General features: G+C 70.3%; 20 protein-coding genes and 4 pseudogenes. 14 read left to right on the forward strand and 10 right to left on the reverse strand.

Annotated features, from left to right (window positions below; all coding sequences use genetic code 11):
- Positions 1–64 precede the first annotated feature (64 nt).
- Positions 65–589, reverse strand: a complete 525-nt coding sequence (locus tag P3G67_RS04315; RefSeq protein ID WP_276092249.1) for a hypothetical protein — start codon at positions 587–589, stop codon at positions 65–67.
- 88 nt (positions 590–677) lie between these two features.
- Here P3G67_RS04315 and P3G67_RS04320 point away from each other — a divergent pair, with 88 nt between their 5' ends.
- The 4 genes from P3G67_RS04320 (at position 678) to P3G67_RS04335 (ending at position 4989) form a co-directional block, all read left to right on the forward strand.
- Positions 678–1451: a DUF998 domain-containing protein gene (locus tag P3G67_RS04320; RefSeq protein ID WP_276092250.1), complete on the forward strand. Its 774-nt coding sequence runs from the start codon at positions 678–680 to the stop codon at positions 1449–1451.
- On the forward strand, positions 1448–2350 hold the full coding sequence (locus P3G67_RS04325; RefSeq protein ID WP_276092251.1) for an alpha/beta fold hydrolase: 903 nt from the start codon (positions 1448–1450) through the stop codon (positions 2348–2350). The genes P3G67_RS04320 and P3G67_RS04325 overlap by 4 nt, the downstream gene beginning before the upstream one ends.
- A 169-nt stretch (positions 2351–2519) precedes the next feature.
- Positions 2520–3881: a type I glutamate--ammonia ligase gene (glnA, locus tag P3G67_RS04330; RefSeq protein WP_269854247.1), complete on the forward strand. Its 1362-nt coding sequence runs from the start codon at positions 2520–2522 to the stop codon at positions 3879–3881.
- A 319-nt stretch (positions 3882–4200) separates the two neighbouring features.
- Positions 4201–4989, forward strand: a complete 789-nt coding sequence (locus P3G67_RS04335) for a hypothetical protein (RefSeq protein ID WP_276092252.1) — start codon at positions 4201–4203, stop codon at positions 4987–4989.
- Positions 4990–5064: 75 nt separating this feature from the next.
- Here the strand turns inward: P3G67_RS04335 and P3G67_RS35970 are convergent.
- Positions 5065–5199, reverse strand: a pseudogene (locus tag P3G67_RS35970) (tyrosine-type recombinase/integrase); the annotation flags it as partial.
- Between the two features lie 41 nt (positions 5200–5240).
- Here P3G67_RS35970 and P3G67_RS04340 point away from each other — a divergent pair.
- Positions 5241–5342: pseudogene (locus P3G67_RS04340) on the forward strand (hypothetical protein); the annotation flags it as partial.
- A 52-nt stretch (positions 5343–5394) separates the two neighbouring features.
- A pseudogene (locus tag P3G67_RS04345) lies at positions 5395–5460 on the forward strand (SAM-dependent methyltransferase); the annotation flags it as partial.
- A gap of 345 nt (positions 5461–5805) precedes the next feature.
- Here the strand turns inward: P3G67_RS04345 and P3G67_RS04350 are convergent.
- On the reverse strand, positions 5806–6474 hold the full coding sequence (locus P3G67_RS04350) for an 8-oxoguanine DNA glycosylase OGG fold protein (protein ID WP_276092253.1): 669 nt from the start codon (positions 6472–6474) through the stop codon (positions 5806–5808).
- Between the two features lie 371 nt (positions 6475–6845).
- Between P3G67_RS04350 and P3G67_RS04355 the strand changes: the two genes are divergently transcribed.
- The 5 genes and pseudogenes from P3G67_RS04355 (at position 6846) to P3G67_RS04370 (ending at position 12365) form a co-directional block, all read left to right on the forward strand.
- Positions 6846–7460, forward strand: a complete 615-nt coding sequence (locus P3G67_RS04355; protein WP_313879558.1) for a GNAT family N-acetyltransferase — start codon at positions 6846–6848, stop codon at positions 7458–7460.
- A gap of 202 nt (positions 7461–7662) precedes the next feature.
- A pseudogene (locus P3G67_RS35975) lies at positions 7663–7749 on the forward strand (glutamine synthetase); the annotation flags it as partial.
- A 250-nt stretch (positions 7750–7999) separates the two neighbouring features.
- On the forward strand, positions 8000–8686 hold the full coding sequence (locus P3G67_RS04360; RefSeq protein ID WP_276092255.1) for a DUF4097 family beta strand repeat-containing protein: 687 nt from the start codon (positions 8000–8002) through the stop codon (positions 8684–8686).
- A 22-nt stretch (positions 8687–8708) separates the two neighbouring features.
- A complete protein-coding gene (locus P3G67_RS35980; RefSeq protein WP_391858195.1) occupies positions 8709–9071 on the forward strand; it encodes a hypothetical protein in 363 nt (120 codons plus the stop codon).
- 294 nt (positions 9072–9365) lie between these two features.
- Positions 9366–12365, forward strand: coding sequence for a bifunctional [glutamine synthetase] adenylyltransferase/[glutamine synthetase]-adenylyl-L-tyrosine phosphorylase (locus P3G67_RS04370; protein ID WP_276092256.1), 3000 nt, complete (start codon positions 9366–9368; stop codon positions 12363–12365).
- Positions 12366–12373: 8 nt separating this feature from the next.
- On the opposite strand, the gene P3G67_RS04375 is transcribed toward P3G67_RS04370, so the two are convergent.
- The 4 genes from P3G67_RS04375 to P3G67_RS04390 form a co-directional block, all read right to left on the reverse strand.
- Complete coding sequence (locus tag P3G67_RS04375) at positions 12374–13261, reverse strand: phosphatase PAP2 family protein (RefSeq protein WP_276092257.1); 888 nt, start codon at positions 13259–13261, stop codon at positions 12374–12376.
- A gap of 222 nt (positions 13262–13483) precedes the next feature.
- Positions 13484–15154, reverse strand: a complete 1671-nt coding sequence (locus P3G67_RS04380; RefSeq protein WP_276092258.1) for a glycoside hydrolase family 13 protein — start codon at positions 15152–15154, stop codon at positions 13484–13486.
- A gap of 36 nt (positions 15155–15190) precedes the next feature.
- Positions 15191–17122: a hypothetical protein gene (locus tag P3G67_RS04385; RefSeq protein ID WP_276092259.1), complete on the reverse strand. Its 1932-nt coding sequence runs from the start codon at positions 17120–17122 to the stop codon at positions 15191–15193.
- A gap of 64 nt (positions 17123–17186) precedes the next feature.
- Positions 17187–17819: a rhomboid-like protein gene (locus P3G67_RS04390; protein WP_276092260.1), complete on the reverse strand. Its 633-nt coding sequence runs from the start codon at positions 17817–17819 to the stop codon at positions 17187–17189.
- Positions 17820–17917: 98 nt separating this feature from the next.
- Between P3G67_RS04390 and murJ the strand changes: the two genes are divergently transcribed.
- On the forward strand, positions 17918–19525 hold the full coding sequence (gene murJ / locus P3G67_RS04395) for a murein biosynthesis integral membrane protein MurJ (protein ID WP_276092261.1): 1608 nt from the start codon (positions 17918–17920) through the stop codon (positions 19523–19525).
- A 16-nt stretch (positions 19526–19541) separates the two neighbouring features.
- Here the strand turns inward: murJ and P3G67_RS04400 are convergent, their stop codons facing one another.
- Complete coding sequence (locus tag P3G67_RS04400; RefSeq protein WP_269854255.1) at positions 19542–19871, reverse strand: antibiotic biosynthesis monooxygenase family protein; 330 nt, start codon at positions 19869–19871, stop codon at positions 19542–19544.
- A gap of 740 nt (positions 19872–20611) precedes the next feature.
- Here P3G67_RS04400 and P3G67_RS04410 point away from each other — a divergent pair.
- Positions 20612–21067: an SPW repeat protein gene (locus tag P3G67_RS04410; protein WP_269854256.1), complete on the forward strand. Its 456-nt coding sequence runs from the start codon at positions 20612–20614 to the stop codon at positions 21065–21067.
- Between the two features lie 406 nt (positions 21068–21473).
- The gene (locus tag P3G67_RS04415; protein ID WP_276092262.1) at positions 21474–22463 is read left to right on the forward strand and encodes an HNH endonuclease; all 990 of its coding nucleotides are present in this window, start codon (positions 21474–21476) and stop codon (positions 22461–22463) included.
- A gap of 72 nt (positions 22464–22535) precedes the next feature.
- Here P3G67_RS04415 and P3G67_RS04420 read toward each other — a convergent pair whose 3' ends face one another.
- Both P3G67_RS04420 and P3G67_RS04425 read right to left on the reverse strand, forming a co-directional pair.
- On the reverse strand, positions 22536–23231 hold the full coding sequence (locus P3G67_RS04420; RefSeq protein WP_276092263.1) for an HAD family hydrolase: 696 nt from the start codon (positions 23229–23231) through the stop codon (positions 22536–22538).
- On the reverse strand, positions 23221–24087 hold the full coding sequence (locus P3G67_RS04425) for a winged helix-turn-helix domain-containing protein (protein WP_276092264.1): 867 nt from the start codon (positions 24085–24087) through the stop codon (positions 23221–23223). The genes P3G67_RS04420 and P3G67_RS04425 overlap by 11 nt, the downstream gene beginning before the upstream one ends.
- Positions 24088–24641: the final 554 nt, after the last annotated feature.

The following is a 24641-nucleotide window of genomic DNA, read 5'->3' on the forward strand; positions in this document are numbered from 1 at the left end:
GGTGTCGATGGATGTGCATACGGGTGGTGGCATGCGGCCGCGCGGAAGCGGCCGATGGCGGGACCTATATGCGCGACACCGACAGACGGGCGAGGGACAGCGATATGCGCGGCGGCGGCACGGGCCGCGCCCCCGCGAGACGTGTGCGCAGCGCGGCCAGTGCGACGCCCGCACCCGTCTCGGCCAACTCCAGCGCCAGCCCGAGGGCGGCGAGCAGCCCGCTGCCCCACGCGCCGAGCACGGCGAGGCAGACCGACAACGGGTCCATGGAATGGGCGGGTTGAGGGTGCCGAACGTGACCGGGGGAGGGCGCCTGCGCGGCCGGGGCCGCGGTGGACGGCGGCGCGGGGCGCCCGTGGGCAGCGACCGGTGCCGCCAGATCCGTCTCGGCCGTCGGGTCCGTCTCAGCGGCCGGGGCCGACGCCGCCGTCGGACCGGACTCCGCCGCCGCGGACATCCCCGGCATTGCGGGCATCGCTGGGTGCCCGATGGTGTGCATGGTGAAGATCCCGAACAGCAGGGCGGCGAACAGCAGCAGTCGGCGGAGCATCGCACACCCCCCTGGTGTCTCCTGGGTAACTCCTGCCACGCGGGCAGCACCTTCGACAAAGAACCCTACACACCGCCACTGACAACGGCTCAGTCCCGGAATGCGTCCCTCGCGCCACCGCCCGACGATGGAGCCAGAGCGCGACGAACGGACCTCCATGGCGCCAACCCCGCACCGCCGCCGACGGCCGGGCCGCGACCGCCCTGCCCCGGTCCTGGTGACGTCCGTGCCGTTGCTGCTCGGAGCCGCCGCCTACACCGCCTGGGTGCTGGAAGTCGTCCTCGCCACCGGGCTCGACCCGCTCCGGGCGTATCTCAGCGAACTGGCCGCCGTGGACCAACCGCTCGGTGGCCTGTTCCGTGCCACCGACCTGCTGGCGGGCCTCGCCGTGCTCATCGGATCGTGCTGCGCGCTCCTGTTGCTGCCGCGCCGCCGCTGGGCCACCACGGGCTGGGCCGCACTGGCGGTGTTCGGCGCCGCCACCTCGGTGGACTCGCGGCTGCCGCTGAGCTGCGCCCCGACCCGGGACGAGAGCTGCGCCGCCCGCGAGACGGCGGGGCTGGTCCCCGCCACGCATACCGCGCATGCGGTGAGCAGCACGACCGCCGTGCTCGCCGCCCTCACCGCGCTGGTGACGTTCACCCATGCGGCCCGGCGGTACGGCTGGCCGCTCCCGCTGCGCACTCTCGGACCACCGCTGGTCTGCGCCGAACTGGCCGCCACCGCATGGGCGTTGGGCGCCACGGCCGCTTTCCAGACCGGGCGCGGCACCTGGTCGCTGGGGGCGGGGCAGCGGCTCCAGACGCTGCTGGTCGCCGTCTGGATCGGCGCGCTGGCCGTCTCCGTGTCCCGCCAACAGACACCTCCGCCGTCCTGCCAACCGACACCCCCGCCGCCATGACCGCCCGCGCCAACCCCGTGCCGGGCGCCGCGCCGCCCGGCTGGATCCTGCGCGTCGGAGGCGTGCCGCTGCACGTACTGCGCGAGGGCGCGGGACCGGTCTGCGTGCTCAGTGGTGGGCTGGGGCTGAGCTGGTTCGACTGGGACGCGGTGATCCCACTGCTCACCCCGCACCGCACGGTGGTGCGGTTCGACCGCCCCGGCTACGGGCTCAGCGCCCCGCCGGTCGTGGCGCCCACCGCCGCCACCGAGGCGGAACGGATCCGGCGGGTGCTGGACGCGCTCGGGTTGCACGGACCGTGCACCGTCGCCGGGCACTCGCTGGCGGGCTTCCACGCCGAGGCCTTCGCCCGGCTCTACCCCGAGCGCACCGCCGCCCTGCTGCTGGTGGACGCCAGTGTCGAGGAGGCACCCCGCACGCCCACGGCCAGCGGGCTGCGCACCGCCGCCGCCCGGGCACTGGCCACCGCGCTGACCGCCGCCGCCGTACCGTACGCACTCGGGCCGACCGGACGCCGACTGCTGTGGAGCGCCACCACGCTGGACGGCCGCGACCCGGCCCCCACGCCACTGGTGCGGCGTACCTACCGCACCGGCCGGATGCTGCGCGCCGCCCTGCTGGAGAACACCCGCTACCCGGACATGGCTGACGAGATCCGCGAGCTGCGCGCCCGCCGGCCACTGCCCGCGGTACCGGTGACCGTGCTGGCCGCGTACGACGGCAGTGGCTCGCGCCGGGCGCTGCACTGGCTGCGACGGCAGCTGTTGCTGGCCAACGTGCTCGGCGCCCGGTTCAAGATCGTCACTCCGTCGGGGCACCTGATCATGATCGACCGGCCGCGGGCGGTGGCCTCCGCACTGCTCGACCCGGGAATTCCCCTGGGGAGGGTGCGTACCTGAAGTGCCGGTGCGTGTTCCACAATGGCCGTGAGGGCGTGACGCTGCGTGTAACGCGTCGGAAACCCTCCTCGGTGATACTGGTGTGCCCTGGGCAGCGCTCCGCTACAGTGCGCCGATCCCGGCGAGCAAGCCGTCTGACCTGCCCGTCCGACCTGCGAGGATAGAGCCCATGGATAAGCAGCAGGAATTCGTGCTCCGCACGCTGGAGGAGCGCGACATCCGGTTCGTCCGGCTGTGGTTCACCGATGTGCTGGGCTTCCTGAAGTCCGTCGCGGTGGCGCCCGCCGAGCTTGAGCAGGCGTTTGACGAGGGCATCGGCTTCGATGGATCCGCGATCGAGGGCTTCGCCCGGGTCTACGAGTCCGACATGCTGGCCAAGCCCGATCCGGGGACCTTCCAGATCCTGCCGTGGCGCGCCGAGTCCCCCGGCACGGCCCGGATGTTCTGCGACATCCTCATGCCGGACGGCTCCCCGTCGTACGCGGACCCGCGCTACGTGCTCAAGCGGACCCTGTCCAAGACCTCCGACCTCGGGTTCACCTTCTACACCCACCCGGAGATCGAGTTCTTCCTGCTGAAGGACAAGCCGTCGGACGGCACCCCGCCGACCCCCGCCGACTCCTCGGGCTACTTCGACCACACCCCGCAGCACGTCGGCCAGGACTTCCGGCGACAGGCCATCACCATGCTGGAGTCCATGGGCATCTCGGTGGAGTTCTCCCACCACGAGGGTGCGCCCGGCCAGCAGGAGATCGACCTGCGGTACGCGGACGCGCTGTCCACGGCCGACAACATCATGACGTTCCGGCTGGTGATGAAGCAGGTCGCGCTGGAGCAGGGGGTGCAGGCCACCTTCATGCCCAAGCCGTTCTCCGAGTACCCCGGTTCCGGGATGCACACCCACCTGTCCCTCTTCGAGGGCGACCGCAACGCGTTCCACGAGTCCGGCGCCGAGTACCAACTGTCCAAGGTGGGGCGCTCGTTCATCGCCGGACTGCTGCACCACGCCGGTGAGATCTCCGCGGTCACCAACCAGTGGGTCAACTCCTACAAGCGCATCTGGGGCGGTTCCCAGCGCACCGCGGGCGCGGGCGGCGAGGCGCCCTCGTACATCTGCTGGGGCCACAACAACCGCTCCGCCCTGATCCGTGTCCCGATGTACAAGCCCGGCAAGACCGTCTCCACCCGCGTCGAGGTCCGCTCCATCGACTCCGGCGCCAACCCCTACCTGACCTACGCGGTGCTGCTGGCCGCCGGTCTCAAGGGAGTTGAGGAGGGCTACGAGCTCCCGGCGGGCGCCGACGACGACGTCTGGGCCCTCTCCGACGCCGAACGCCGCGCCCTGGGCATCGAACCCCTCCCGCAGAACCTCGGCGAGGCCATCACCCTGATGGAACGCAGCGAACTCGTCGCCGAGACACTCGGGGAGCATGTCTTCGACTTCTTCCTCCGCAACAAGAAGCAGGAGTGGGAGGAGTACCGGTCGGAGGTCACCCCGTTCGAACTGCGCAACCTGCTGCCGGTGCTGTAGGGGCAGGTCAGAGAGGCTTTGGTGGTGCAGTGACGTTCCGGGCCAGCGGTGGCGAGCCGCTGGCCCGGAGCCGTTTCACGGGGCTGGGCCGTCTGTGGGCCGTCGAGCAGCGGATCGGCGGCCTCGTAACCGTCGTGCGCGGCTTCCGAGTGCGGCTCGCGCGGCGCCGCTGTCCGGCAGGGCCGCCGACAACGTTGCACGCCCGATCTACGACTTCTTGATAGGGCCGATCCCCACGGCTCCCCCGAATGCCTGACATCGACGCCCAGGCCCCAGGGGCACCCTGCTCACGGTAGCTTCCTGCCATTAGAGGCGAGGGGTGGAGAAGCCGGTGGAAGAGCGTTCAACAGCAGGTCCATTTACGCCCGTTGTGCGGGCTGCCATGGGCCTGCTGGGTGCAGGGTCCTTCGGGACTGGGGTGTGTGCGGTATTCGCAACCGACAACGGGACCGGAACGGGCGTGCTGCTCGCTTTTGGCGGGGTCTTACTCGTTCTTGCTCTGTTCGGTAACCGCGTTGAGAGCTTCGAGCTCGGCGGGGCCAACCTCAAGTTGCGCGCCGCAGCGGCGGAGAGACTTGCGCTGGCGGAGGAGTCCGAGCGCTGGGGAGACACGACGACGGCAGAACAGCTCCGTGCGGAGGCGCAAGCTCTGCTGGAGGCTGCAGGGCCCATCGCGGAGCGCTACTGGTCCCTGCGTCATTCAATGCGCCCGGGTCGAGAGCGCACCCTCGCAATGGAACAGCTGGTCTCCCGGGCCCGGCGGCTTCCGGAAGAGCGGCCGTTCGAGCCGACCGAGGTCGTGCGTTGGCTGCGCGAGGGGACCGATGGGGAACGTGTCATTGCCTTGGCCATGATGCAGGCTAGCCGTGAACTGCGGAATTTTGAGGCCGTGGTCGCGGCCATCGAGGACTCGCACAGCGCATTCGAGCAGTACCACGCTGTGCTTCTCGCCAAGCTCATGGTTGATGATCTCAACACCGCGCAGCTCAGACGGCTTGCCGAGACGCTTCGGTCTCAGCAAGGTCATCGCTTTCAACGGGACACTGACCGTTGGGAGCTCAGCGAGGACATCCTCCGGCGTGTGGAACAACGCGTCGGCACTCTGTGAGCGCGGGCCCTTGTCCTGGCTTCCACCTCCGGGTCTCGGGGGTCGACGGCCACTGGCTGTCGACCCCGAGGACGTTTACTCGCCCAGCGCCGGATCGATGGCGGCGTACATGCTGTCCACGGCCTTTCGGGTGCGCCCTTCGCTGCTCGGCATCAGGTGCGTGTAGACCCGGAGGGTGAAGCCTGGATCGCCGTGGCCGAGGTAGTGGCTCTGGAGGGCCGACGCTCGCTCCCGATGACGAACTGGCCGCCATCTGGCGGGCTACCTCCGGCGAGCGCTTCCAGAACTACCAGGCGCGATTCACGGTTCTCAACCAGGCCCGCGTCGCCAGGGAATGGCTCGAGCATCTGCTTATCGGTGGCAGCTCTCTGGACGGTGGATGCTCGTCGGTCTGGCGCAGCTGGGCAGGCAGCCGACGTCGGGTGCGGACCTGGACATCTGACGGCCATGCTGCACGACCTGGGGCTGGACTTCCTTCGCTGTCAACACCTACGTATGTGCGAGCGGGGGCCTACCTCACCTTCGGGCTCATCGCCCTCTCCACCGAGGGCCGATGACAGTCGGGCAGCACCCCTGGCTCTCAGGTGCTTCGTCCCCCGTCGCATCCGCTGGCGCAGGCCGAGGATCTCCAGGTGCCGTGCCCTAGTCAACGGGTCACCATCGTGGCTTGCTGTGGTCGACGGCAACGACCCTGGCGGTGGCTAAGGCGGCGGGGGTGCAGCGAGACATAGGCGTGCCTGATCGGTCGACGCGCCCGTTGTCGTGGCTGACTGTCGTCGGCTGACATCGAAGCTCCCCACCCGGTGATTCCCAAGCTCAGAGCTCCTCCACCCGACCGTTCACACAGAACAGGAGCCATTCGAGCCAGTCCGCCGTGACCCCCAGCCGCGTGGCCCAGCCGTGCATGGTGCTTACGTACGTGGCGTACCGCGTAGGCCAATGGCGCGTGCCAGCTGCCTTCCAGCTGTACCAGCCCAGGGCGTTCAGGGAGCGAAAGACCCGGGCGTCGAGGATCAGGGCCCGCTCGCACTCGGAGTCGCGGGCGTCGACTGCGGCGAACCACTTGGTGAAGAAGGGGCGCCCTACCCCGTTGAGTGCGAACTGGCTGTAGGCACTGCTCAGTTCGCCATCTTGGATGGACTGCCGCGTCGTTTCGAGGACTTGAGACATGCGGGTGTCCGACAGGGCACGGCAGGTGTAGCGCGGGCCCCGGCCGTTGCTGGTCCCTGAGCCCCAGATCATGACGGCGACGAACAGATCCCGTAGGCCGTCAGGATCGCCGCCAGCGCGTTCTCGTAGCGCGGTCAGGTCGCCGCGACTGATGAGGCGGTCGCCTCGTTGCCCAGTGGAGCACTCGGCACCAAGGCTCAGGACGTGCGCAGCGCCGTGCGGCTCCAGCCAGGGGCGCCACGTCTCTGGGCGGAAGCGCACCGGCTCCTGAGGGCATTCGCCGTAACGGTCCACCAGCCGTCGCAGCTTTTCCATGAGGCGCCCCCTATGCCGTCACGTCGGCCTGCCATCGTGCGGCAGCCTACGGGTGAGGCGCGGAGGAAGCGCACGAGTCGCCGTAACCGAAACCGAGCTGTCACCAGCCGCAGCCCTCTGCCCGGAGGCGCCGCTCCGGGCCGTCTCTGGGCCGTGAAGCGCCGCTCAACGCTGACAGCACTGACAACCACCGACAGCTCCGCCGCAGGTCGGAGCACCGCCAGCCCAGAAACCCCAGTCCACCACCATTGGCTCTGACTCCGAGCCGTCATAAATGCAGTGGCTTCGGCGGCTCGGAGCAATAAGACTCCCTGGTCATGAGCTTGGTATCCCACTGGCCTCTTGCCGGGCTGCGGTTGGCCACTCCGCGGTTGGAACTGCGACTGCCGAACTCGGACGAGCTCGCCGCGCTGGCTTCCTTGGCTGCCGACGGCATCCACGACCCATCGGTGCAGCCCTTTACCGCGGCATGGACGGATGTCCCGCCCGGGCAAAGAGCTCAAGCCACCATGCAGTATCACTGGCGCTGCTGGGCTGCGTGGAAGCCGGAGGACTGGGAGCTGAACCTGGCGGTCGTGCGAGACGGCGTCGTCATGGGCATGCAGGCCCTCATCGCGCGGGACTTCGCCACATGCCGTGAGGTAGGGACCGGCTCGTGGCTCGGCAGGGCGCATCACGGCCAGGGCGTGGGTACAGAGATGCGCGCAGCGGTTCTCTACCTGGCGTTCGCTGGCCTCGGAGCACGGGATGCCGTCTCGTCGGCGTTCACGGACAACGCTGCCTCGCTAGGGGTATCGCGCAAGCTGGGCTACAGCGAGGATGGGATCGATCGTCACGCCGTACGCGGCAAACCCGCCGTGCTACGCAGACTCCGTCTCACGGCCGAACAGTGGGAGCAACGCCAAGCAGTCCCGGTGAAGATCGAAGGTCTGCGGGAGTGCCTGCCGTGGTTTGGCCTGGATGAGCAGGTTGACATCCACGAGTGACTTCAACGGGCTTCAGTATCTGGAGAGCCGCCGGACCGAACCCCTAAAGCGGCGCTCATCGTCCCGCGTGTCTCAGTGGGGCCGTCCCTGGGCCGTCCGACGACGTCCGGCAGGGACCAACAACGACAACCAAGGACGACCTGATGGCTGCTCACAGTGGCGTCTAGAACCATCGCCCGAGGTACCCACCGCGCCGCATAACTTTCTCCGCAACAAGAAGCAGGAGTGGGAGGAGTACCGGTCGGAGGTCACCCCGTTCGAACTGCGCAACCTGCTGCCGGTGCTGTAGGGGCAGGCCGTAGCCGGGTTTCTCGGCCGTAGCGGCTACCGGAGACAGCAGTCCGGGCCGGTACGGGGCCGTCCCGCTACCGCGGCATTCGGATCGAGTCGAGCGGCTGTCCTCTTCGGGGATGGCCGCTCGGCGTTTGGCGCGCACCGCTCTTGTGAGGGATACCGGCAAACCGCTCGTGCGGGGGATCTTCACGCGGCTGGTGGATGGGACTCTGTGACCGTCGAGAAGACCGTCGAAGGGGAACGTGATGATCCACCGTCCAGGAATCCGCCTGCTCAGTGTCGCCACCGCCGCCGCGGGCGCCGCCGCGCTGCTGTCCGCCTGCTCCGGGCTGGCGCCGGACCAGCACCGCGAGGTCAGCTACGGGGTGAGCGCCCCGGTGCACAGGCTGGTCATCGAGGGCCACACCGGGGACGTACGGGTGACGGGTGGCGGCTCCACGGTCAGCGTGACCGAGAGACAGAACTACAAGAGCGCCCCGCCGCACACCACGCACACCACCACCGACGGCACGCTGACCCTCGGCTACGACTGCCATGACTGCGGGGTCGACTACGACGTGCGGGTTCCGACCGGTACGACGGTCGCCGTCACCGCGAACACGGGCGATGTGTCGATCACCTCGATAGGCGGCCCGGTGACGGCGAGTACCGACACCGGAACCGTCACCGGCGACCAACTCGCCACCAGCCAGGCGCACCTGACGTCCGAGACCGGCGATGTGCGGGCGACGTTCACCCACGCCCCGGCCACCGTCTACGCCACCTCCCAGACCGGCAGCGTCGAGGTCACCGTCCCGCGCGGCACGCCGTACGCGGTCCAGGCCAGCTCGCAGACCGGAAAGGTCCACATCGGCGTCCCACGGGCCGACAACAACTCGCACACCATCACGGCGAAGGCCGAGACCGGCGACGTGACGGTCCGTACGGGGTGAACCGCCGCTTGCGTGCGGGGAGTTGACGGCAGCGAATGCCGCCGTGCCGCCTTCGGCGCTGGCCATCGGCCTCGCGCCGCTCACGGCGGTAGTGGCTGTGCTGTCCGTGCCGCGTCGCAGCATGCCCTCGATCGTGACCCTCGCGTTCGCCGCCGTGATCACCGAGGCGCTGTCCGTCCACGGCCTCCACGCGCAGCCGCCGCGTTCCGCGTGCATGCCGGTCAGGTTCGCGCCGCTGCTCACCAGCGAGTTGATGTACGGGGCGGGGGAGTTGCCGATGAACTGGCCGTACCCGTGGTTCTCCAGCACCACCACGATGACGTGGTCGGCGTGCCGGTGGCCGCCCGTGCCGCGGTCAGTGACACGGCGGACGCGGGGGCGGTGAGGGCACGGCGAGACGTACGAAGATCGGTGCTGGGCGCTGCGGGCCTCCGTGTCTGTGGGGGAAGTACCGGGGCTGTGCGTGCGGAGCTCCGTCAGACTGGGAGCGGAGCGCCGTCCGGTCCGTGCTCGGACGGTGAGGATCTGGGGAACGCTATGGATACGGCCGAGGCGGCCGAAGGACGACGGTTACGTACCAGCCGCAGCCCGCGACGGATACGCTCGCGGCGGACACGGCGAACGATCGAAGCGCGCGACGACGGCACCCGCGTCCCGGAGCCACCAGGAGGAGAAGCCCATGCTGGAAGGGCGGCGCAGCAGCACGTTCAGCAAGCTGCTGCGGCACGGGTTCACCGACCCGGACGCGGCCGAGCGGCTGCTCGAAGGCCCGGAGTTGTCGTCGGTGCGCGACGATTCGGTGCTGCTCGACGCGCTGGGAGCGACGGCCGACCCCGATCTGGCGCTGCGCGGTCTGGTGCGGCTGGCCGAGGCGCAGGAGCCCACCGAACGGCACGCGCTGCTGGACACGCTGACCGGATCCAAACCGCTGCGCGACCGGCTGCTCGGGGTGCTCGGCGCCTCCGAGGCGCTCGGCGACCACCTGGCCCGGCACCCGCACGACTGGCACGCGCTGGTGACCTACGAGTCCACCGATCTGCACCCGGGCGTCGAGGAGTTCGAAGCCGGGCTGCGCAAGGGCATGGCGGACGTCGCCCCCGCCACATCAGAGGACGCGCTGCGCGCCGCGTACCGCCGCTGCCTGCTGGCGATCGCCGCCCGCGACGTCTGCGGCACCAGCGACCTCGCCGAGACCGCCGCCGAACTCGCCGACCTGGCCACCGCCACCCTGCGTGCCGCCCTCGCCATCGCCGAGAGCGAGCAGCCCGCTGACGCCGCCGCCTGCCGGCTCGCGGTGATCGCCATGGGCAAGGCGGGCGGCCGGGAGCTGAACTACGAGTCCGACGTCGACGTGATCTTCGTCGCCGAGACCCCGGAAGGCGGCGACGAGGGCAAGGCGCTCCAGGCGGCCACGCGGCTCGCCGCCCGCATGATGCGGGTCTGCTCGGCGACCACCGCCGAGGGCACCATCTGGGAGGTCGACGCCAACCTGCGCCCCGAGGGCAAGAACGGCCCGCTGGTGCGCACCCTCAGCAGCCATCTCGCGTACTACCGGCGGTGGGCCAAGACCTGGGAGTTCCAGGCACTGCTCAAGGCCCGCCCGGTCGCGGGCGACGAGGCCCTGGGCCAGGACTACGTCGACGCGGTGGCACCGATGGTCTGGCAGGCCGCCGAGCGCGAGCACTTCGTCACCGACGTACAGCAGATGCGCCGCCGCGTGGTGGACAACATCCCCGCGGCGCACCTCGACCGCGAGCTCAAACTCGGCCCGGGCGGCCTGCGCGACGTCGAATTCGCCGTACAGCTACTGCAGTTGGTGCACGGCCGCACCGACCCCGCGCTGCGCAGCGGCACCACGCTGACCGCGCTGAGCCAGCTCGCCGAGGGCGGTTACGTGGGCCGCGCCGACGCCGCCGCGCTGGACGCCGCGTACCGGTTCCTGCGCTCGATGGAACACCGCATACAGCTCCACAAGCTGCGCCGCACCCATCTGGTGCCCGAGGACGAGGCCGATCTGCGTCGGCTCGGCAGATCGCTGGGCTTCCGCTCCGACCCGGTGGCCGAACTGCAGCGGGAGTGGCGGCGGCACTCCGTCGAGGTGCGGCGGCTGCACGAGAAGCTGTTCTACCGCCCGCTGCTGGACGCCTTCGCGCAGCTCGAACCCGGTGCCGCCCGGCTCAGCCCGGACGCCGCCCGGCAGCGCCTGGAGGCGCTCGGCTACGCGGACCCGGCCTCCGCGCTGCGCCACCTGGAGGCGCTGGCCTCCGGCGTCAGCCGCAAGGCGGCGATCCAGCGCACCCTGCTGCCGGTGCTGCTCGGCTGGTTCGCCGACTCCGCCGACCCGGACGCCGGTCTGCTGAACTTCCGCAAGGTCTCCGACGCCCTGGGCCGCACCCCGTGGTACCTGCGGCTGCTGCGCGACGAGGGCGCCGCCGCCGAGAACCTGGCCCGGGTGCTTTCCGCCGGTCGGCTCGCCCCCGACCTGCTGCTGCGCGCCCCCGAGGCGGTCGCCCTGCTCGGCGACCCCGAGGGGCTGCGGCCACGCGCCCTGCCCGCCCTGGAGCAGGAGGTGCTGGCCGCCGCCAAGCGTGCCGACACCGCTGAGGCCGCGGTCACCGTGGTGCGCGGGGTGCGCCGCCGCGAGCTGTTCCGTACCGCCGCCGCCGACCTGACCGGCGGCTTCCACCCGGAGGACGATCCGGGCGCCGCCGTGGACGCGGTCGGCACCGCCATCTCCGACCTGACCACCGCCACCCTCGCCGGCGCCCTGCGGGCCGCCGTGGATGCCGTGGGCGCGGGGGAGCCGCTGCCGACCCGGATCGCGGTGATCGGCATGGGCCGCTTCGGCGGGCGCGAGCTGGGCTACGGATCCGACGCGGACGTGCTCTTCGTCCACGATCCGCAGCCGGGCGCCGAGGAGCACGAGGCCGCCAAGGCCGCGCTGAAGGTCGCCAACGAGCTGCGCAGGCTGCTGCAGATCCCCACCACCGACCCGCCGCTGGTGGTGGACGCCGATCTGCGTCCCGAGGGCAAGAGCGGCCCGCTGGTGCGTTCGCTGGCCTCGTACGCCGCGTACTACCGGCGCTGGTCGCTGGTGTGGGAGAGCCACGCGCTGCTGCGCGCCGCACCGGTGGCCGGGGACGCCGAACTGGGCGCTCGGTTCATCGAGCTGATCGACCCGCTGCGCTACCCCGCCGAGGGGCTGGGGGAGGAGGCGGTGCGCGAGATCAGGCGGCTGAAGGCCCGTATGGAGGCCGAGCGGCTGCCGCGCGGCGCCGACCCCACCACGCACACCAAGCTCGGCCGCGGCGGGCTGTCCGACGTGGAATGGACGGTCCAGCTGTTCCAGCTGCGGCACGGCTGGGTCGAGCCCGGCCTGCGCACCACCCGTACCCGCGAGGCGCTGGCCGCCGCGTGCGCGGCCGGTCTGGTCGACGCCGAGGACGCCGCCGTGCTGGACGAGGCGTGGGTACTGGCGACCCGGGTGCGCAACGCGGTCATGCTGGTCCGCGGCCGCCCCGGAGACACCTTCCCCAGTGACGGCCGGGAACTGGCCGCCGTCGGCCGCTACCTCGGGTACGGCCCCGGCCAGGTGGGCGCCATGCTGGACGACTACCGCCGGATCACCAGGAGGGCGCGGGCGGTCGTGGAGCGGCTGTTCTACGAGTACGAGGGGTGAGGCGCCGGTTATCCGACGGCCTTCACCGGCGCCGCTGACACATACCGCGGCAGCCGGTAGGTCAGCCGTCCGTACACCGCGAAGGAGACGGTGAACCCTATGCCGAGGCAGACGACTCCGCCGAGCGCGTCCAGCCAGAAGTGGTTGGCGGTGGAGATGATCACCACGAGCGTCGCCACCGGGTAGAGCACCCCCAGCACCCGTACCCACAGTGGGCGGGCCAGCGTCGCGATGGTGATGCCGCACCACAGCGACCAGCCGATGTGCATCGACGGCATCGCCGCGAACTGGTTGGACACATGGGCCAGATCACCTGACGCCATCGAACCCCAGGTGTGGTGCACCGCGACGGTGTCGACGAAACCGGGGCCGCCGTGCATCAGCCGTGGTGGCGCCAACGGGAAGAAGTAGAAGCCCACCAGCGCGATCCCGGTGGTCGCGAAGATGGTGAGCCGGGCCGACGCGTACCGCCCCGGATGTCTGCGGAACAGCCAGACGAGCACCCCGATCGTCATGATGAAGTGCAGCGTCGCGTAGTAGTAGTTCATCCCCACGATCAGCCACGTCACCGAGTTGATGGCGTGGTTGATGTGCTGTTCCACGGCGACGCCGAGGCTCTGCTCCAAGTGCCAGACCTGGAGCGCGTGATGCATCGCGGACTTCTCCTGCTCCGGCACCGCGTTGCGTACCAGCGAGTACACCCAGTAGCTGACGCCGATCAGCGCGATCTCGAACCACAGCCGCGGTCTACGGGGTTTGCGGAACCTGGAGATCAGCGTGTGCCGCACCTCCGTGCGGTGGTCCTCCCGCGCTGCTCCATCGACGTCGATGGAACCGGTGGAGCGCGGAGGGACGGCCGTACGGCCTTCCAGGATCTTCGCTGTCGGTTCCCCCATAGGCGGACAGTCTGCCAGATGCTCTGGAGTCACAGATCATCCCCTGGTCGGGTCTTCGACATCCCCAGTACGCCTCAGGTCCGACTGCCGGTACGGTTCGGACCCGTACGGCCCGGAGGCGACAAATCGGAAGGCGCGCGCGGTCGTGGGAACCTACGAGGCCGATTTGATCATGTTCCCATACCGCCGAACGGGTGAAAAAACGGGTGCCGCGGGCGTGGCTCACACACCCCACCACGCCGCCGTGTCGTCAGGCAGCGCCACCCGTCCGCCCGCCGCCCGTACGTCCGCGCTGGCCAGCAGCAGCTGCCCGGGTACCGGCATGGACACAGGACGCCCGGTCAGGTTGACGGTGCACACGAGGCCGCCCTGATCGCTGTCCCGACGGAACGCCAGCACGCCCCCGGGGGCGTCCAGCCAGCTCACCCCGTCTCCCGCGCCCAGCGCCGGATGCCGGGCGCGCACCGCCAGCGCCGAGCGGTAGAACTCCAGCGTCGACCCCGGGTCGCCGGTCTGCGCCTCGACGCTCAGCTTCGCCCAGGACTCCGGCTGCGGCAGCCAACTCGGGCCGCCCGGCAGCGGCCCGAAGCCGTACGGCGGCGCGCTGCCCGACCACGGGATCGGCACCCGGCAGCCGTCCCGGGTACCGTCCTGACCGCTGCCGCGGAAAAAGGCCGGATCCTGCCGTACCTCGTCCGGCAGCTCGGTCACCTCCGGCAGTCCCAACTCCTCACCCTGGTACAGGTACGCGGAGCCGGGCAGCGCCAGCATCAGCAGGGTCGCCGCCCGCGCCCGGCGCAGTCCACGCGCCGGATCGCCCATCGCCAGCCGTGTGGTGTGCCGCACCACGTCGTGGTTGGACAGCACCCAGGTGGCGGGTGCGCCGACCGCGCCCATCGCGGCGAGCGAGTCCTCGATCACCCGGCGCAGCTCCTCCGCGTCCCAACCCGCGGTCAGGTACGCGAAGTTGAACGCCTGGTGCAGCTCGTCCGGGCGCAGGTACAGCGCGCTGCGCCGCACCGTCGGCGTCCACGCCTCGGCCACCGCGATCCGCTCTCCCGGGTAACCGTCCAGGATCCGGCGCCAGTCGCGGTAGATCTCGTGCACGCCGTCCTGGTCGAAGAACGGCAGCACCTGGTTGCCCAGCAGCTTCACCTGCTCGGTGTGCCCGACGTCCGGCAGACCGGGCGCCTTCACCAGCCCGTGCGCCACGTCGACCCGGAAGCCGTCCACCCCGAGGTCCAGCCAGAACCGCAGGATCGACCGGAACTCCTCGCGCACCGCCGGGTGTTCCCAGTTGAAGTCGGGCTGCTGCGGGGCGAACAGATGCAGGTACCACTCGCCGGGCGAGCCGTCCGGTTCCGTCACCCGGGTCCAGGCGGGCCCGCCGAAGATGGACTCCCAGTCGTTCGGCGGCAGTTGGCCGTCCGCGCCCTTGCCGGGACGGAAGTGGAACCGCTGCCGGGTCGCCGAGCCGGGCCCCTCGCGCAGCGCCCGGCGGAACCACTCGTGCTGGTCGGAACAGTGGTTGGGCACCACGTCCACGATCACCCGCAGCCCCAACGCGTGCGCCTCCCGCACCAGGTCGTCGGCGTCGGCGAGGGTGCCGAACGCCGGGTCAACGGCGCGGTAGTCCGCCACGTCGTACCCGCCGTCGGCCTGTGGCGAGGCGTAGAACGGCGACAGCCACACCGCGTCGACGCCCAGCGCCCTCAGATACGGCAACCGGGACCGGACACCGGGCAGATCGCCCGTGCCGTCACCGTCCGAGTCGGCGAAACTACGCGGATACACCTGGTAGATGACCGCGTCACGCCACCAGTCGGAGGGTTGCGCGCGGTCGGAGCGGCGGGGTGACGGGCAGACGGCGTCGGCGAGATGCTGGCTGGTCATGGATTCGGCTGGACCTCCGGGTGGCGCGGCCAGGGGCTACGTCAGTGCGGCGAGGGTACTGCCGTCCGGCAGCCTGCCGCTCAACTCCGGATGGCTGGTGGGCCTGGCGGGCACCACCAGGGTGTGGCCGTCCGAGGCGCCGCCCAGACCACCCGCGGTGATCGAGCCGACCTCCGGACTGCCCGCCGCCACCAGGTACCAGTGTCCGGTGGGGGACTTCCACAGCACGCCCGACAGCACACCCGGCGCCATCGGGCCGCAGGCCGCGGTGGACCGCCCGTGCGCGGCGATGGTGGCCGGGGTGCCCGGCGCGGTGCCGGGCGGCACGAACTGCACCGAGACGTGGTCGGCGCCGGACCAGGAGTCTGCCCGCGTGCACAGCCAGTTCGCGGTACCGGCGTCGTCCGGCAGCCGTTGGTCGGCGAACTGCCAGTTCCCCACGGTACGTACGCCCTGACCGCGGTCCGCGGCGAGTCGGCAGGCGGCGTGTGCCCAGTCGCCCAGCGCCTGCGCGTCGTCGGCCTCGCCCTGCCTGGCGCCGGGCCCGGCGGCATGGGTGAGATGGGCGGGGATCAGCTCCGCCAGGTCGGTCAGCAGGAACGGCTGCTGGTCGGGGGCGTTCGCGCTGGGGGTGAACTGCATCGCGGTCCACGAGGAGTCGGCGGTGCCGCACGAGCCGTCGCCGGCGGGCACCGGCACCGGGTCGGTGACACCGTCCGACGAGCGCTTCAGCGGCCGTGGCGCCGCATCCGGTTTGAGCAGGTTCCGCAACTGCGTGCGGTCGATCCACGGGGCGGTCAGATAGCGGGCGTTGCCGTCCGTGGACCTGGCGACCACCACCGCCGACGCGTTCGCCGCGGACGCCCCGTCGACCCGGGCGAAGTCCAGCACCGGCGCACCGCCGCCGTCCGCGGGCTCGGCGTACCGCACCAGCCGCAGCCCGTCGTAGAGCAGCACCACGCCCGCGCCGTCCACGTCCCCCGCGAACAGCAGCTGCGGCGCGGTGACCGGCGGAGTCTGCGCGGTGCCCGGGGTGGCGGACACGCGTACCGCGGAACCCGGCCGCGCCCACACGTCGAGCGCGCGCTGCAGCAGTCCCCGGTCGTCGGTGCGGTCGCCGCGGGCGGGCCAGGACGCGAAGTCCAGCCGGGAGGTGCGGGTCCAGGCGCCGGCGTCCGCGCGCACCACCGACGCCGGGTTCAACATCCGGTTGAGCGCGGCCTGTTGCGGCCCCAGCGGCCCGGCCGCCCCGAAACCGCTGCCGCCGCCGTCTCCCGGCACGCCGAGCAGCGCGGCGGCGACGGTCGCCGCCGCGGCGATCGCCGCACCGGCCCGGGCGTGCTGCCGCCTGCGCATCAGGTCGGTCGGCCGGGCGTGCACCACACAGGGGTCGAACTCGCTGTCGGCCAGCGTGCGGAAGTCCACCGTCCGGGCGGCGGTGGACGCGTCGTGCACGGCCTTGCGCGGCCCGGCCACCCCGGCCGCCGCCAGCAGCGCCGCGGTCCGCTCCTCGTCCAGGCCCTCGACGGCGCGCAGCGCGTACGCGGCCCGGGCCGGGGCGTCCAGCTCGGACAGGGCGCGGTCCAGATCGAGGTCGTCCAGGTCGCCGGTGCGCGGGAACAGCCGCAGCCCGATCACCTGCGGTGGCAGCGGAGCGGCCACCAGGGCGTTGCGCCCCCAACGCCGCCATCCCGCCTGCCGTTTGCCGTAGGCCAGCGCGCCGCGCAGCACCTCGCCTCGCACCAGGGCGTACGCCGGGTCCTCGCCCTCGGCGGCCCCGGTCACCGGCCGCCGGGTGCGCGGCAGCGCCCGCTGCGCCAGCCGGTGCGCGAGCAGCACCCGTCGGTGCCGCCCGAGGGCGGCGGGCAGCGTGACGTACGCGATCCGCACCAGCCGCGGATAGTGCTCGACCAGCGCCGCCTCGGCGTCGTCCACCTCGACCGGCTCGGCTTCTACGGCGTCGGCCACGGTTGCCTGCTGCGTATCCACGTCCCGTCAAACGAGCCGTCCAGACGTTGGTCACCGTGATCGTTTACCGGGGGGATCGCGTTCCGGCCAGTGCCGGTCCGGCTGACTCGCCGCGGACTCCGGCGGGGGCCGGCGGATGCCCGCCCGCGAGCCCGATGACCAGCGCGGCGAGGTGTCCCACGTCGACGAACCCGGGCGCCCGCCGCAGCAACGGCCGTACGCCGAGGGCCAACAGGCCCGTCACGGCGGCCGCGCGCAGCGCGGGATGCCGGATGCTCGCGGCGTGCCGGGCCACTACGGCGCCCAGGCCGTAACTGGGTCCCACGTCGACCGCCCCGGCCGTTCGCGGTGACGCGCCGACGGCCCGCAGACCGCCGTACACCAGCAGGCTCGCGCCGATGTGCCCCAGCGCGAAGACCCCCGCCGTGCGGCGCGCGCCCCAGGCGGTCTCCGCCCGGCCCAGTGCCCCGACCAGCAGCGCGGCGAACGCCGGGCCCGGCGTCTGCTCGGTGAGGAAGGCGCTGGTCACCAGGGTGTGCCAGTGACCGGCGCGGAGGTTGTCGACGTTGGTGGAATGGGCGCGCAACAACCGCTCGCGTCGCGTGGGGGCCATGCGGCCCACCCCGTACGCGCCGATCCCCAGCGCGCCCGCGTACGTCGCCGTGACCCAGGGCAGACGGGAGCGTGATGACCTCATCGGTCCATCATCGGTGATCTTCGCGGAACCGTTGCCGCCCCGATCGCACTCTCCAGTTGTCGGGAACGGAACCCCAAGTCGCCGCAGGAGGACGCCGAATGACCGTGGAGACCCGCAGACCCCGTTGCCCGCGGCCGAGCACCGCAACGATGATGATGCTGGGCACGCTGGTGTCCCGGGCCACCGGTCTGATCCGCATCATGCTGCAGGGCGCGGCTTTGGGCACCGGGCTGCTGGCGACCACCTACGGCGCCGCCAACTCGGTGCCGACCAGCATCTACTTCCTGCTGATCGGTGGCGCCCTGAACTCCGTGCTGGTGCCACAACTGGTCCGGGCCCGCACCGAACACCCCGACGGCGGGCGGGCGTTCGAGCAGCGGATGGTCACCCTCGTGCTGTGCGTGCTGTCCGCCGGCACCGCGCTCGCCGTGTGGGCGGCGCCGCAGATCGTCAGCGTCTATATGCGGGACACCCCGCACCACCACGAGGCATTCCAACTCACCGTGGTCTTCGCCCGGTTCCTGCTGCCGCAGGTCTTCTTCTACGGGCTGTTCTTCATGCTCGGCCAGGTCCTCAACGCCCGCGGCAGATTCGGGGCGATGACCTGGACCCCGGTTCTGAACAACGTCGTGCTGATCACCATGTTCGGCCTCTACCTGAGCATGGTGGCGGTTCCGGAGGACCCCAGCGACGTCACCCCCGCCGACGTGCGGCTGCTCGGCATCGGCACCACCATCGGCATCGTCCTACAGGCGGTCGCCCTCATCCCGTACGTCCGCGAGTCCGGATTCCGGTTCCGGCCGCGCTTCGACTGGCGGGGGGCCGGGCTGCGCAAGAGCGTGGCGGCGGCCCGCTGGACGCTGCTGTTCCTGCTGGCCAACCAGGTGGCGATGACCGTGGTCAGCAACTACGCCATCGCCGCCGACACCCGGCTGCCGAAGGCGGGCGTGGGCAACACCGCCTACACCTACGCGCAGAGCCTGTGGACGATGCCGCAGTCCATCGTCACCGTCTCCGTCGTCACCGCGCTGCTGCCGCACATGAGCCGCGCGGTCGCCGAACGGCGGCTGGACGACGTACGCCTCGGGCTGTCCCACGCGCTGCGGGTCACCGGGGTGGTCATCGTGCCCGCCGCGTTCTTCTTCGTGGCGTTCGGCCCGCAACTGGCCGAGCTGGCCTTCGCGCACGGCCACGCCACCGCCGCCGAGACCCTGCCCTGCGGCCACATGCTCCAGGCGCTGGGCCTCGGCCTGGTCCCGTTCTCCGCCCAGTACCTGCTGCTGCGAGGCTTCTACGCCTTCGAGGACACTCGCACCCCCTTCTGGACCGCGGTGCTGATCTCCGCGGTGAACATCGCGCTGGCCACCGTCTGCCACTGGCTGCTGCCGGTGCGCTGGGCGGTGACCGGGATGGCGGCCGGGTACGCCCTCTCGTACGGCGTCGGGCTGCTGGTCACCGCCGCGCTGCTGCGCCGCCGCCTGGAGGGGCGGCTGGACGGGAAGCGGCTGCTGCGCACCTACGGCAAGCTCGGCGCCGCCGCGCTGGCCGCGGCCGCCGTGGGGTGGGCGGCCGGGCGCACCGCGTCCGCCACTTCTCCGGTGCTCGAACTGGCCGTGGGCGGTGCGGTGATGGCGGCGCTGTTCCTGTTCATCGCCCGGGTGCTGCGGGTCGCCGAGCTGAACAGCCTTAAGAGCGCGGTGCGTTGACCCGCTGGTCGACCCGCTACCGGGGGGACGGCGAGCGAAGGCCCCGGGAGACCACGGAGGTCCGCTGGTAGTGCTGCATCTCCTCGATGTCGCCGATGTACGGGCGGATCTCCGCGAGGAACCCGCGGAAGTACGGCCCGCCGCGGAACCCCCGCTCGTGCTCCTCCACCGAGGCCCACTCGATGCGCAGCACATAGCGTTCGGGCTCCTCCACACCCTGCATCAGCTCGTAGCCCAGGCACTGCGGGGCCAGATCGAGTTGTTCGGCCGCGGCCGTGTACGCCTTCTCGAAGGCGATGCGGCGCTCGTGGTCCGCGATGCGGTAGCGGATGTACTCGACGATCATCGAGGTCCCCTTCTCGCTGATTCACCCGGGGTCGGCCAGCGCGGTCGGCAAACACTCCCTCATCAGGACGTTACGGCCATCCGCCGCCGCCGTCGCCCGGGCGCGCGGTCCTTTTTGCGGCTGGCACACCAAATAGGCCAGTAAGCTCCGGCGCACGCCCTTGCTCCGGGTGACCGGCATGAACCGGGCCAGGCCACGCCGCCGCCTCCCGGACCAGGCAGAACCGGGTGGCCCGCGGGGCCGGACGTAGATCCGCCGGCCGCGCACCCCGTCCCCGGCGTCGAGGAAGGTGGCGCCGAGCCCGAGTGCCTCGCGCGGCCGCGTCGAGGTCCGTGACACCGATGTCATGGTGGAACTGCTGGGGTTGCTCCGGTCGGCCCCGCGCGGCGGTCGTCGGCCGGCGGCCCGCTGGAAGGCGAGCACCGCGCCGGAGGGGGGGGCGGGCGGGGTGGCCCAGTCACCGCCCCCGGCCCAGCGCGGGTCGGGACGGTTCGCCTCGCCGCCGAGCAACTGCTGGTGGGCGCGGACGAGTTACGTCACGTCGGGACAGTCCGGTACCACGCACTTGCGGGGTTGCCGATCAACGGCTCGCTCCTTCGCGGGGCACCCTCAGCCCCTGGCCTGGGCCGTAGTGGAGGAATCCGAGGTTCCGGTAACGGGGCAAAAAGCGCACAATAGACATGCGGCCCCGCGCCGCGAGGCGCGGTCCAGTTGTGTGCGCAGTGAAGGAGATGAGTCGTATGGCCGACGTCTCACGCCACCACGCAGGTGATCTCTCGCAGCACCCCGATGTGCACGAGATGCGGGAGCGCTACGCCCGCGTGGAAGCCGGGCGGAAGGAGGTGGCCGTTGACGGGCTGGTCCTCCTGGCGGGTCTGTGGTGCGCCATCTCGGCATGGACGGTCCACTTCAACACGACCCGTCCTGACCTCATGATCAACAACCTCATCATCGGCCTCGCCGTCGCCGTGATCGGCCTCGGCCTCACCATGGCACCGGCCCGGATGCAGGGCCTTACCTGGGCCGCGGCCGCGATGGGGATCTGGCTGATCATCTCGCCCTGGGTGGTCACCCGCGCGCCCAACGCCGGAGTGATCTGGAGCAACGTCGTCGTCGGCGCGGTCATCTGCCTGTTGGGCCTGGTAGCCGCAGGGACGGTGATGCGGGGCAAGGAGCCCGTTACGGCTGCACGCTGAGCCAATGGCCGCCCCCGCCCGCGGGGGCGGCCCCTCCGGGCTTAAAGTGACTGCGGGGAAGCGCGGTTGGGCCGGGTGGCGGCTTCCCTGCGCGTCGGTGGGGTGACGGCCCGACGGCCGGTTCCTCCGCCACGCGGTCCCCTGAAACGCGGCGAGGGCCGCCACCCGTGTACGGGCGGCGGCCCTCGCCGTCGTGTCGTCGCGCCGGGACCGAGGGGCTTAGATGTCGAAGAACTGATGCGGCGAAGCGGCCACCTCGGGCGATAGTTCGAGCCGCTGCCGTGAGCAGCGCCGATGCCGTCGTTGGGTGTCGTCATTGGTCATCGTTGGGCGCCGTCGGACGGCCCAGAGACGGCCCAACCGAAACGCTGGGCCCGTTGTCAGTGGCTGCGCCTAGGGTGCAGCTATGCATAAGGGGGCCATCGACCGCGAAGCGGTGCTCAAGACGCTGGACGAGTACGACCGGATGGGACGCGAGGCGTTCCTGGCTGCATACGGCTATGGGGAGGCTCGGTCCTACCTGCTCGTCCACGAGGGCAAGGAATACGACTCCAAGGCCGTGGCGGGCGTGGCGCACCAACACGTCCACGGCAGGGCGCTCAGGCCGGACGAATTCAGCGGGGGACGAGACCACGCGGCCAGGTGGCTCAGGGATCTGGGCTTCCACGTGAAGTCCGTACGCAACCCCGACTGGGCCCGTGATGAGTTGATCCTCGCGTGCGACCTTGTCGCCAAGAACGACTGGCGAGGACTCGACGCGGGCAACCCCAGGGTGGTGGAGCTGTCCCAGCTTCTACAGCTCATGCCCGTACACGCGCAGGCGGATCGCAACGAGACCTTCCGCAACCCCAACGGCGTTGCGCGCAAGACGTTCGACATCGCGACCCGGCACCCCGACTATCGCGGCAAGCCCACCAATGGGGGCGCGTTGGACCGGATAGTCCTGCAAGATTTCCTCGACCGTCCCGCGGAGATGGAGAACTCCGCCCGCCTCCTCCGTGAGGGCATCGCCTCCGGTGAACTGACGGCCGCTGCGCCCGTGAGCGACGATGAGATGGACGACTACAGCGCGCCGGAGGGGCGGCTTCTCCTACGCCAGCACCTTGCTCGTGAGCGAAACAGGGGACTCCGCAAGCGGAAGATTGAGGCAGTTCTCAGGCAAGGGGGGACTCTTGCCTGTGAGGCATGCGGGTTCGACTTTGAGCGGCAGTACGGGGAGCGGGGTGCGGGCTACATCGAATGCCATCACGTAGTGCCGCTCCATGAAGCGGGCGAGGGTCGGACGAAGCTCGCAGACCTTGCCCTTATCTGCGCGAACTGCCACCGCGTGATCCACCGACAGGCACCGTGGCCGACCCCGAAGCAGTTGCGGGAAATAGTCGAAGCGCGGCGATAAGAGCCGCAGAAACACGCTGTTTTTCGGGCGACAGGCCCCGGCGTTTCCGGGGGCCTGTCGCGAGTGTTCTGGTCACGCCAAAGCTTCGGCTACTGCGCTCATGCTTGACGTGATCGCGTCCGCGCCAGCGGCGCGGAGTGCCTCATACTTATGGGGTTTGTTAGCGAAGCCGATGGCCTTCGTGCGGGCGGCATGGGCAGCCTCGATGTCCGTCACAGAATCACCGAGCAGCGCACAATCTTCGGCACGCATGTCGAGTGCTTGAACTGCCCGGCGCACCGAATAAGGGTGGGGCTTCATGCGTTCCGGTTGATGTTCGGGGCGCCCCACGATCACGTGGACATAAGAAAGCAACCCATGTCGGTTGAGAAATGCCCGCACACATTGCTCCGAGTTGTTGCTCACGATGGCTACGCCACGGCCGGAAGCATAAGCCGTCTGAATCGCGCTGCTGGCTCCGCTGGTTGGATCCCCAGCCACCGCTACGGCCTCTATCTCCCTCTCCTGGAGTGTGCGTTCGGTGGCTAGAACCAGTCTCTTGCTGGCTTGCTGTGACAGCCTGAGAATCTCCAGGGGGTCCTCGATTCCCTCCGTCTTCGCGCTGAGCGTCGGGTCGTACTCGGCTACGGCCTGGCTCAACTCACGGGCGACCAACGTTGCCGGTAGGCCGCGGAACACGTGGCAGATGGGCCCGTCAAAGTCGAACAGCACCCCTGACGAGGAGGCGAGTGCCGACGCCAGGCTGTCAGTGCCCGTGTCAGTGCCCATCAGGGTCGTAATCCCTTCCGATGGAGTTCCATACGCTGTCGAACCACATCTGAGCCTGTTCGACTTGTTGCGTACCGCTTGATGGGTCCTGGTCGTTTACCGAGTAGTGAAACAGGGTTGCGTCCACTCCAAGCAGGTCGAAGAAATCTACGGTCTCGCCCTGAATGGTGGCCTTGTTGGGGCGCACCGGATAGTACCCGAAGAATGCGTCTTGCTTGTTGATGACGTATAGCTTGAAAAACTGACTCCCGCTGTGAACTCGGGCCTGAACTTGTGTCTCCTTAACCAGGCCGAGGTGGCCAAGCTCATTTACTGAGTTCATAACCCCGCGAATCGAGCTTGCCGTGATTTCGCGGGCCCGAGTTCGTAGGCGAGGATCATCTTCACAGTCCGCCCGGAGTACCGGGACCGCCTGCGGAACAGACATGTCCGGGACGAGAATCCGAACGCTGACGCTTGCGGGAGTGAGCCGCCCTACTCGGATCTTGTCGAGTGGCTCTTGTAGCGCACCACGAAGGGTTTCGCTGGAAAAGCCAGCAAAGTCGATGGACACGTGCTCCTCAGAGAACGCCTGCTCCACATACGGCCTGAGACCGGCAGGCCGCTCCGTCCGGTTGCGCACGAACACGCCGCTGCCCTTGCGGGACACGACGAGCCCTTCGTCTTCAAGGTCACGTAGCGCCCGCTGAATGGTGGCCCTGGCAAATCCATACAGCGCGGTGAGTTCCTTCTGCGATGGCAACTTGTCGCCAGGCGCCAGCCTCCGGGTGCGGATCGCCGCACCGAGGCTGCTTGCCACCTGCTCGTACGGCGGCCGGTCGTCGTCGGGGTCCAGGGGCTCAGGCACGAAGGTCATGGCTTCGATGCTACGCGGCGAATCCCGAATCAGGACAGCCACCTCAGTCAGGTGTTGACATGGCTAGCCACGTCGCTCTACGTTCTTCCCGTGGCCAACCTGGCTAGCCAGGGCAGTCACCAGCGTAACGCTGCACGTCAGAGTGGTCTTTACGGCTGCTCCCATGCACAGGGCGGGGACGCTGCAATCCCGCTAAAGGCCAGGTGGAACAGGGTTTCGGCCCGTACTGGCGAGGTGGCCCGGTGACCGCGAGCAACGGCCGGAGGGTGGGGACTTGGTCCCCCTTGCAGTGCAACTCCCAGTGAATCGACAGCAGAAGGGCGCTTCTGGTGCTCCGACGACATTGATGGGCGCCGCCGCGGGTCAACCACATGGCGGCGCCTCCTGCCATCGCAGCGGCTAGGGCTGCGGCCGGTTGCCTCCTTCGCCCGTCCGGATCCGCGCACTGCGCGGGGGCCGTACGGGCGGGGGCGTGGGGAGCCGGATGTACCGACTTCAACGGCGCGCGGCCCCGGTGTTGCACCACCGGGGCCGCTGTTTGGGGCCGTTCTTGG

Source organism: Streptomyces silvisoli (assembly GCF_029269905.1).
GTDB classification, from domain to species: Bacteria; Actinomycetota; Actinomycetes; order Streptomycetales; family Streptomycetaceae; genus Streptantibioticus_A; species Streptantibioticus_A silvisoli_A.

What these genes read in the sequence shown, in the direction of transcription:
- P3G67_RS04320 (WP_276092250.1), top strand. Translation starts at nt 678, where the DNA reads ATGGAGCCAGAGCGCGACGAACGGACCTCCATGGCGCCAACCCCGCAC.
- P3G67_RS04325 (WP_276092251.1), top strand. Translation starts at nt 1,448, where the DNA reads ATGACCGCCCGCGCCAACCCCGTGCCGGGCGCCGCGCCGCCCGGCTGG.
- glnA (WP_269854247.1), top strand. Translation starts at nt 2,520, where the DNA reads ATGGATAAGCAGCAGGAATTCGTGCTCCGCACGCTGGAGGAGCGCGAC.
- P3G67_RS04350 (WP_276092253.1), bottom strand. Translation starts at nt 6,474, where the DNA reads ATGGAAAAGCTGCGACGGCTGGTGGACCGTTACGGCGAATGCCCTCAG.
- P3G67_RS04360 (WP_276092255.1), top strand. Translation starts at nt 8,000, where the DNA reads ATGATCCACCGTCCAGGAATCCGCCTGCTCAGTGTCGCCACCGCCGCC.
- P3G67_RS04370 (WP_276092256.1), top strand. Translation starts at nt 9,366, where the DNA reads ATGCTGGAAGGGCGGCGCAGCAGCACGTTCAGCAAGCTGCTGCGGCAC.
- P3G67_RS04375 (WP_276092257.1), bottom strand. Translation starts at nt 13,261, where the DNA reads ATGGGGGAACCGACAGCGAAGATCCTGGAAGGCCGTACGGCCGTCCCT.
- P3G67_RS04380 (WP_276092258.1), bottom strand. Translation starts at nt 15,154, where the DNA reads ATGACCAGCCAGCATCTCGCCGACGCCGTCTGCCCGTCACCCCGCCGC.
- P3G67_RS04390 (WP_276092260.1), bottom strand. Translation starts at nt 17,819, where the DNA reads ATGAGGTCATCACGCTCCCGTCTGCCCTGGGTCACGGCGACGTACGCG.
- murJ (WP_276092261.1), top strand. Translation starts at nt 17,918, where the DNA reads ATGACCGTGGAGACCCGCAGACCCCGTTGCCCGCGGCCGAGCACCGCA.
- P3G67_RS04400 (WP_269854255.1), bottom strand. Translation starts at nt 19,871, where the DNA reads ATGATCGTCGAGTACATCCGCTACCGCATCGCGGACCACGAGCGCCGC.
- P3G67_RS04410 (WP_269854256.1), top strand. Translation starts at nt 20,612, where the DNA reads ATGGCCGACGTCTCACGCCACCACGCAGGTGATCTCTCGCAGCACCCC.
- P3G67_RS04415 (WP_276092262.1), top strand. Translation starts at nt 21,474, where the DNA reads ATGCATAAGGGGGCCATCGACCGCGAAGCGGTGCTCAAGACGCTGGAC.
- P3G67_RS04420 (WP_276092263.1), bottom strand. Translation starts at nt 23,231, where the DNA reads ATGGGCACTGACACGGGCACTGACAGCCTGGCGTCGGCACTCGCCTCC.
- P3G67_RS04425 (WP_276092264.1), bottom strand. Translation starts at nt 24,087, where the DNA reads ATGACCTTCGTGCCTGAGCCCCTGGACCCCGACGACGACCGGCCGCCG.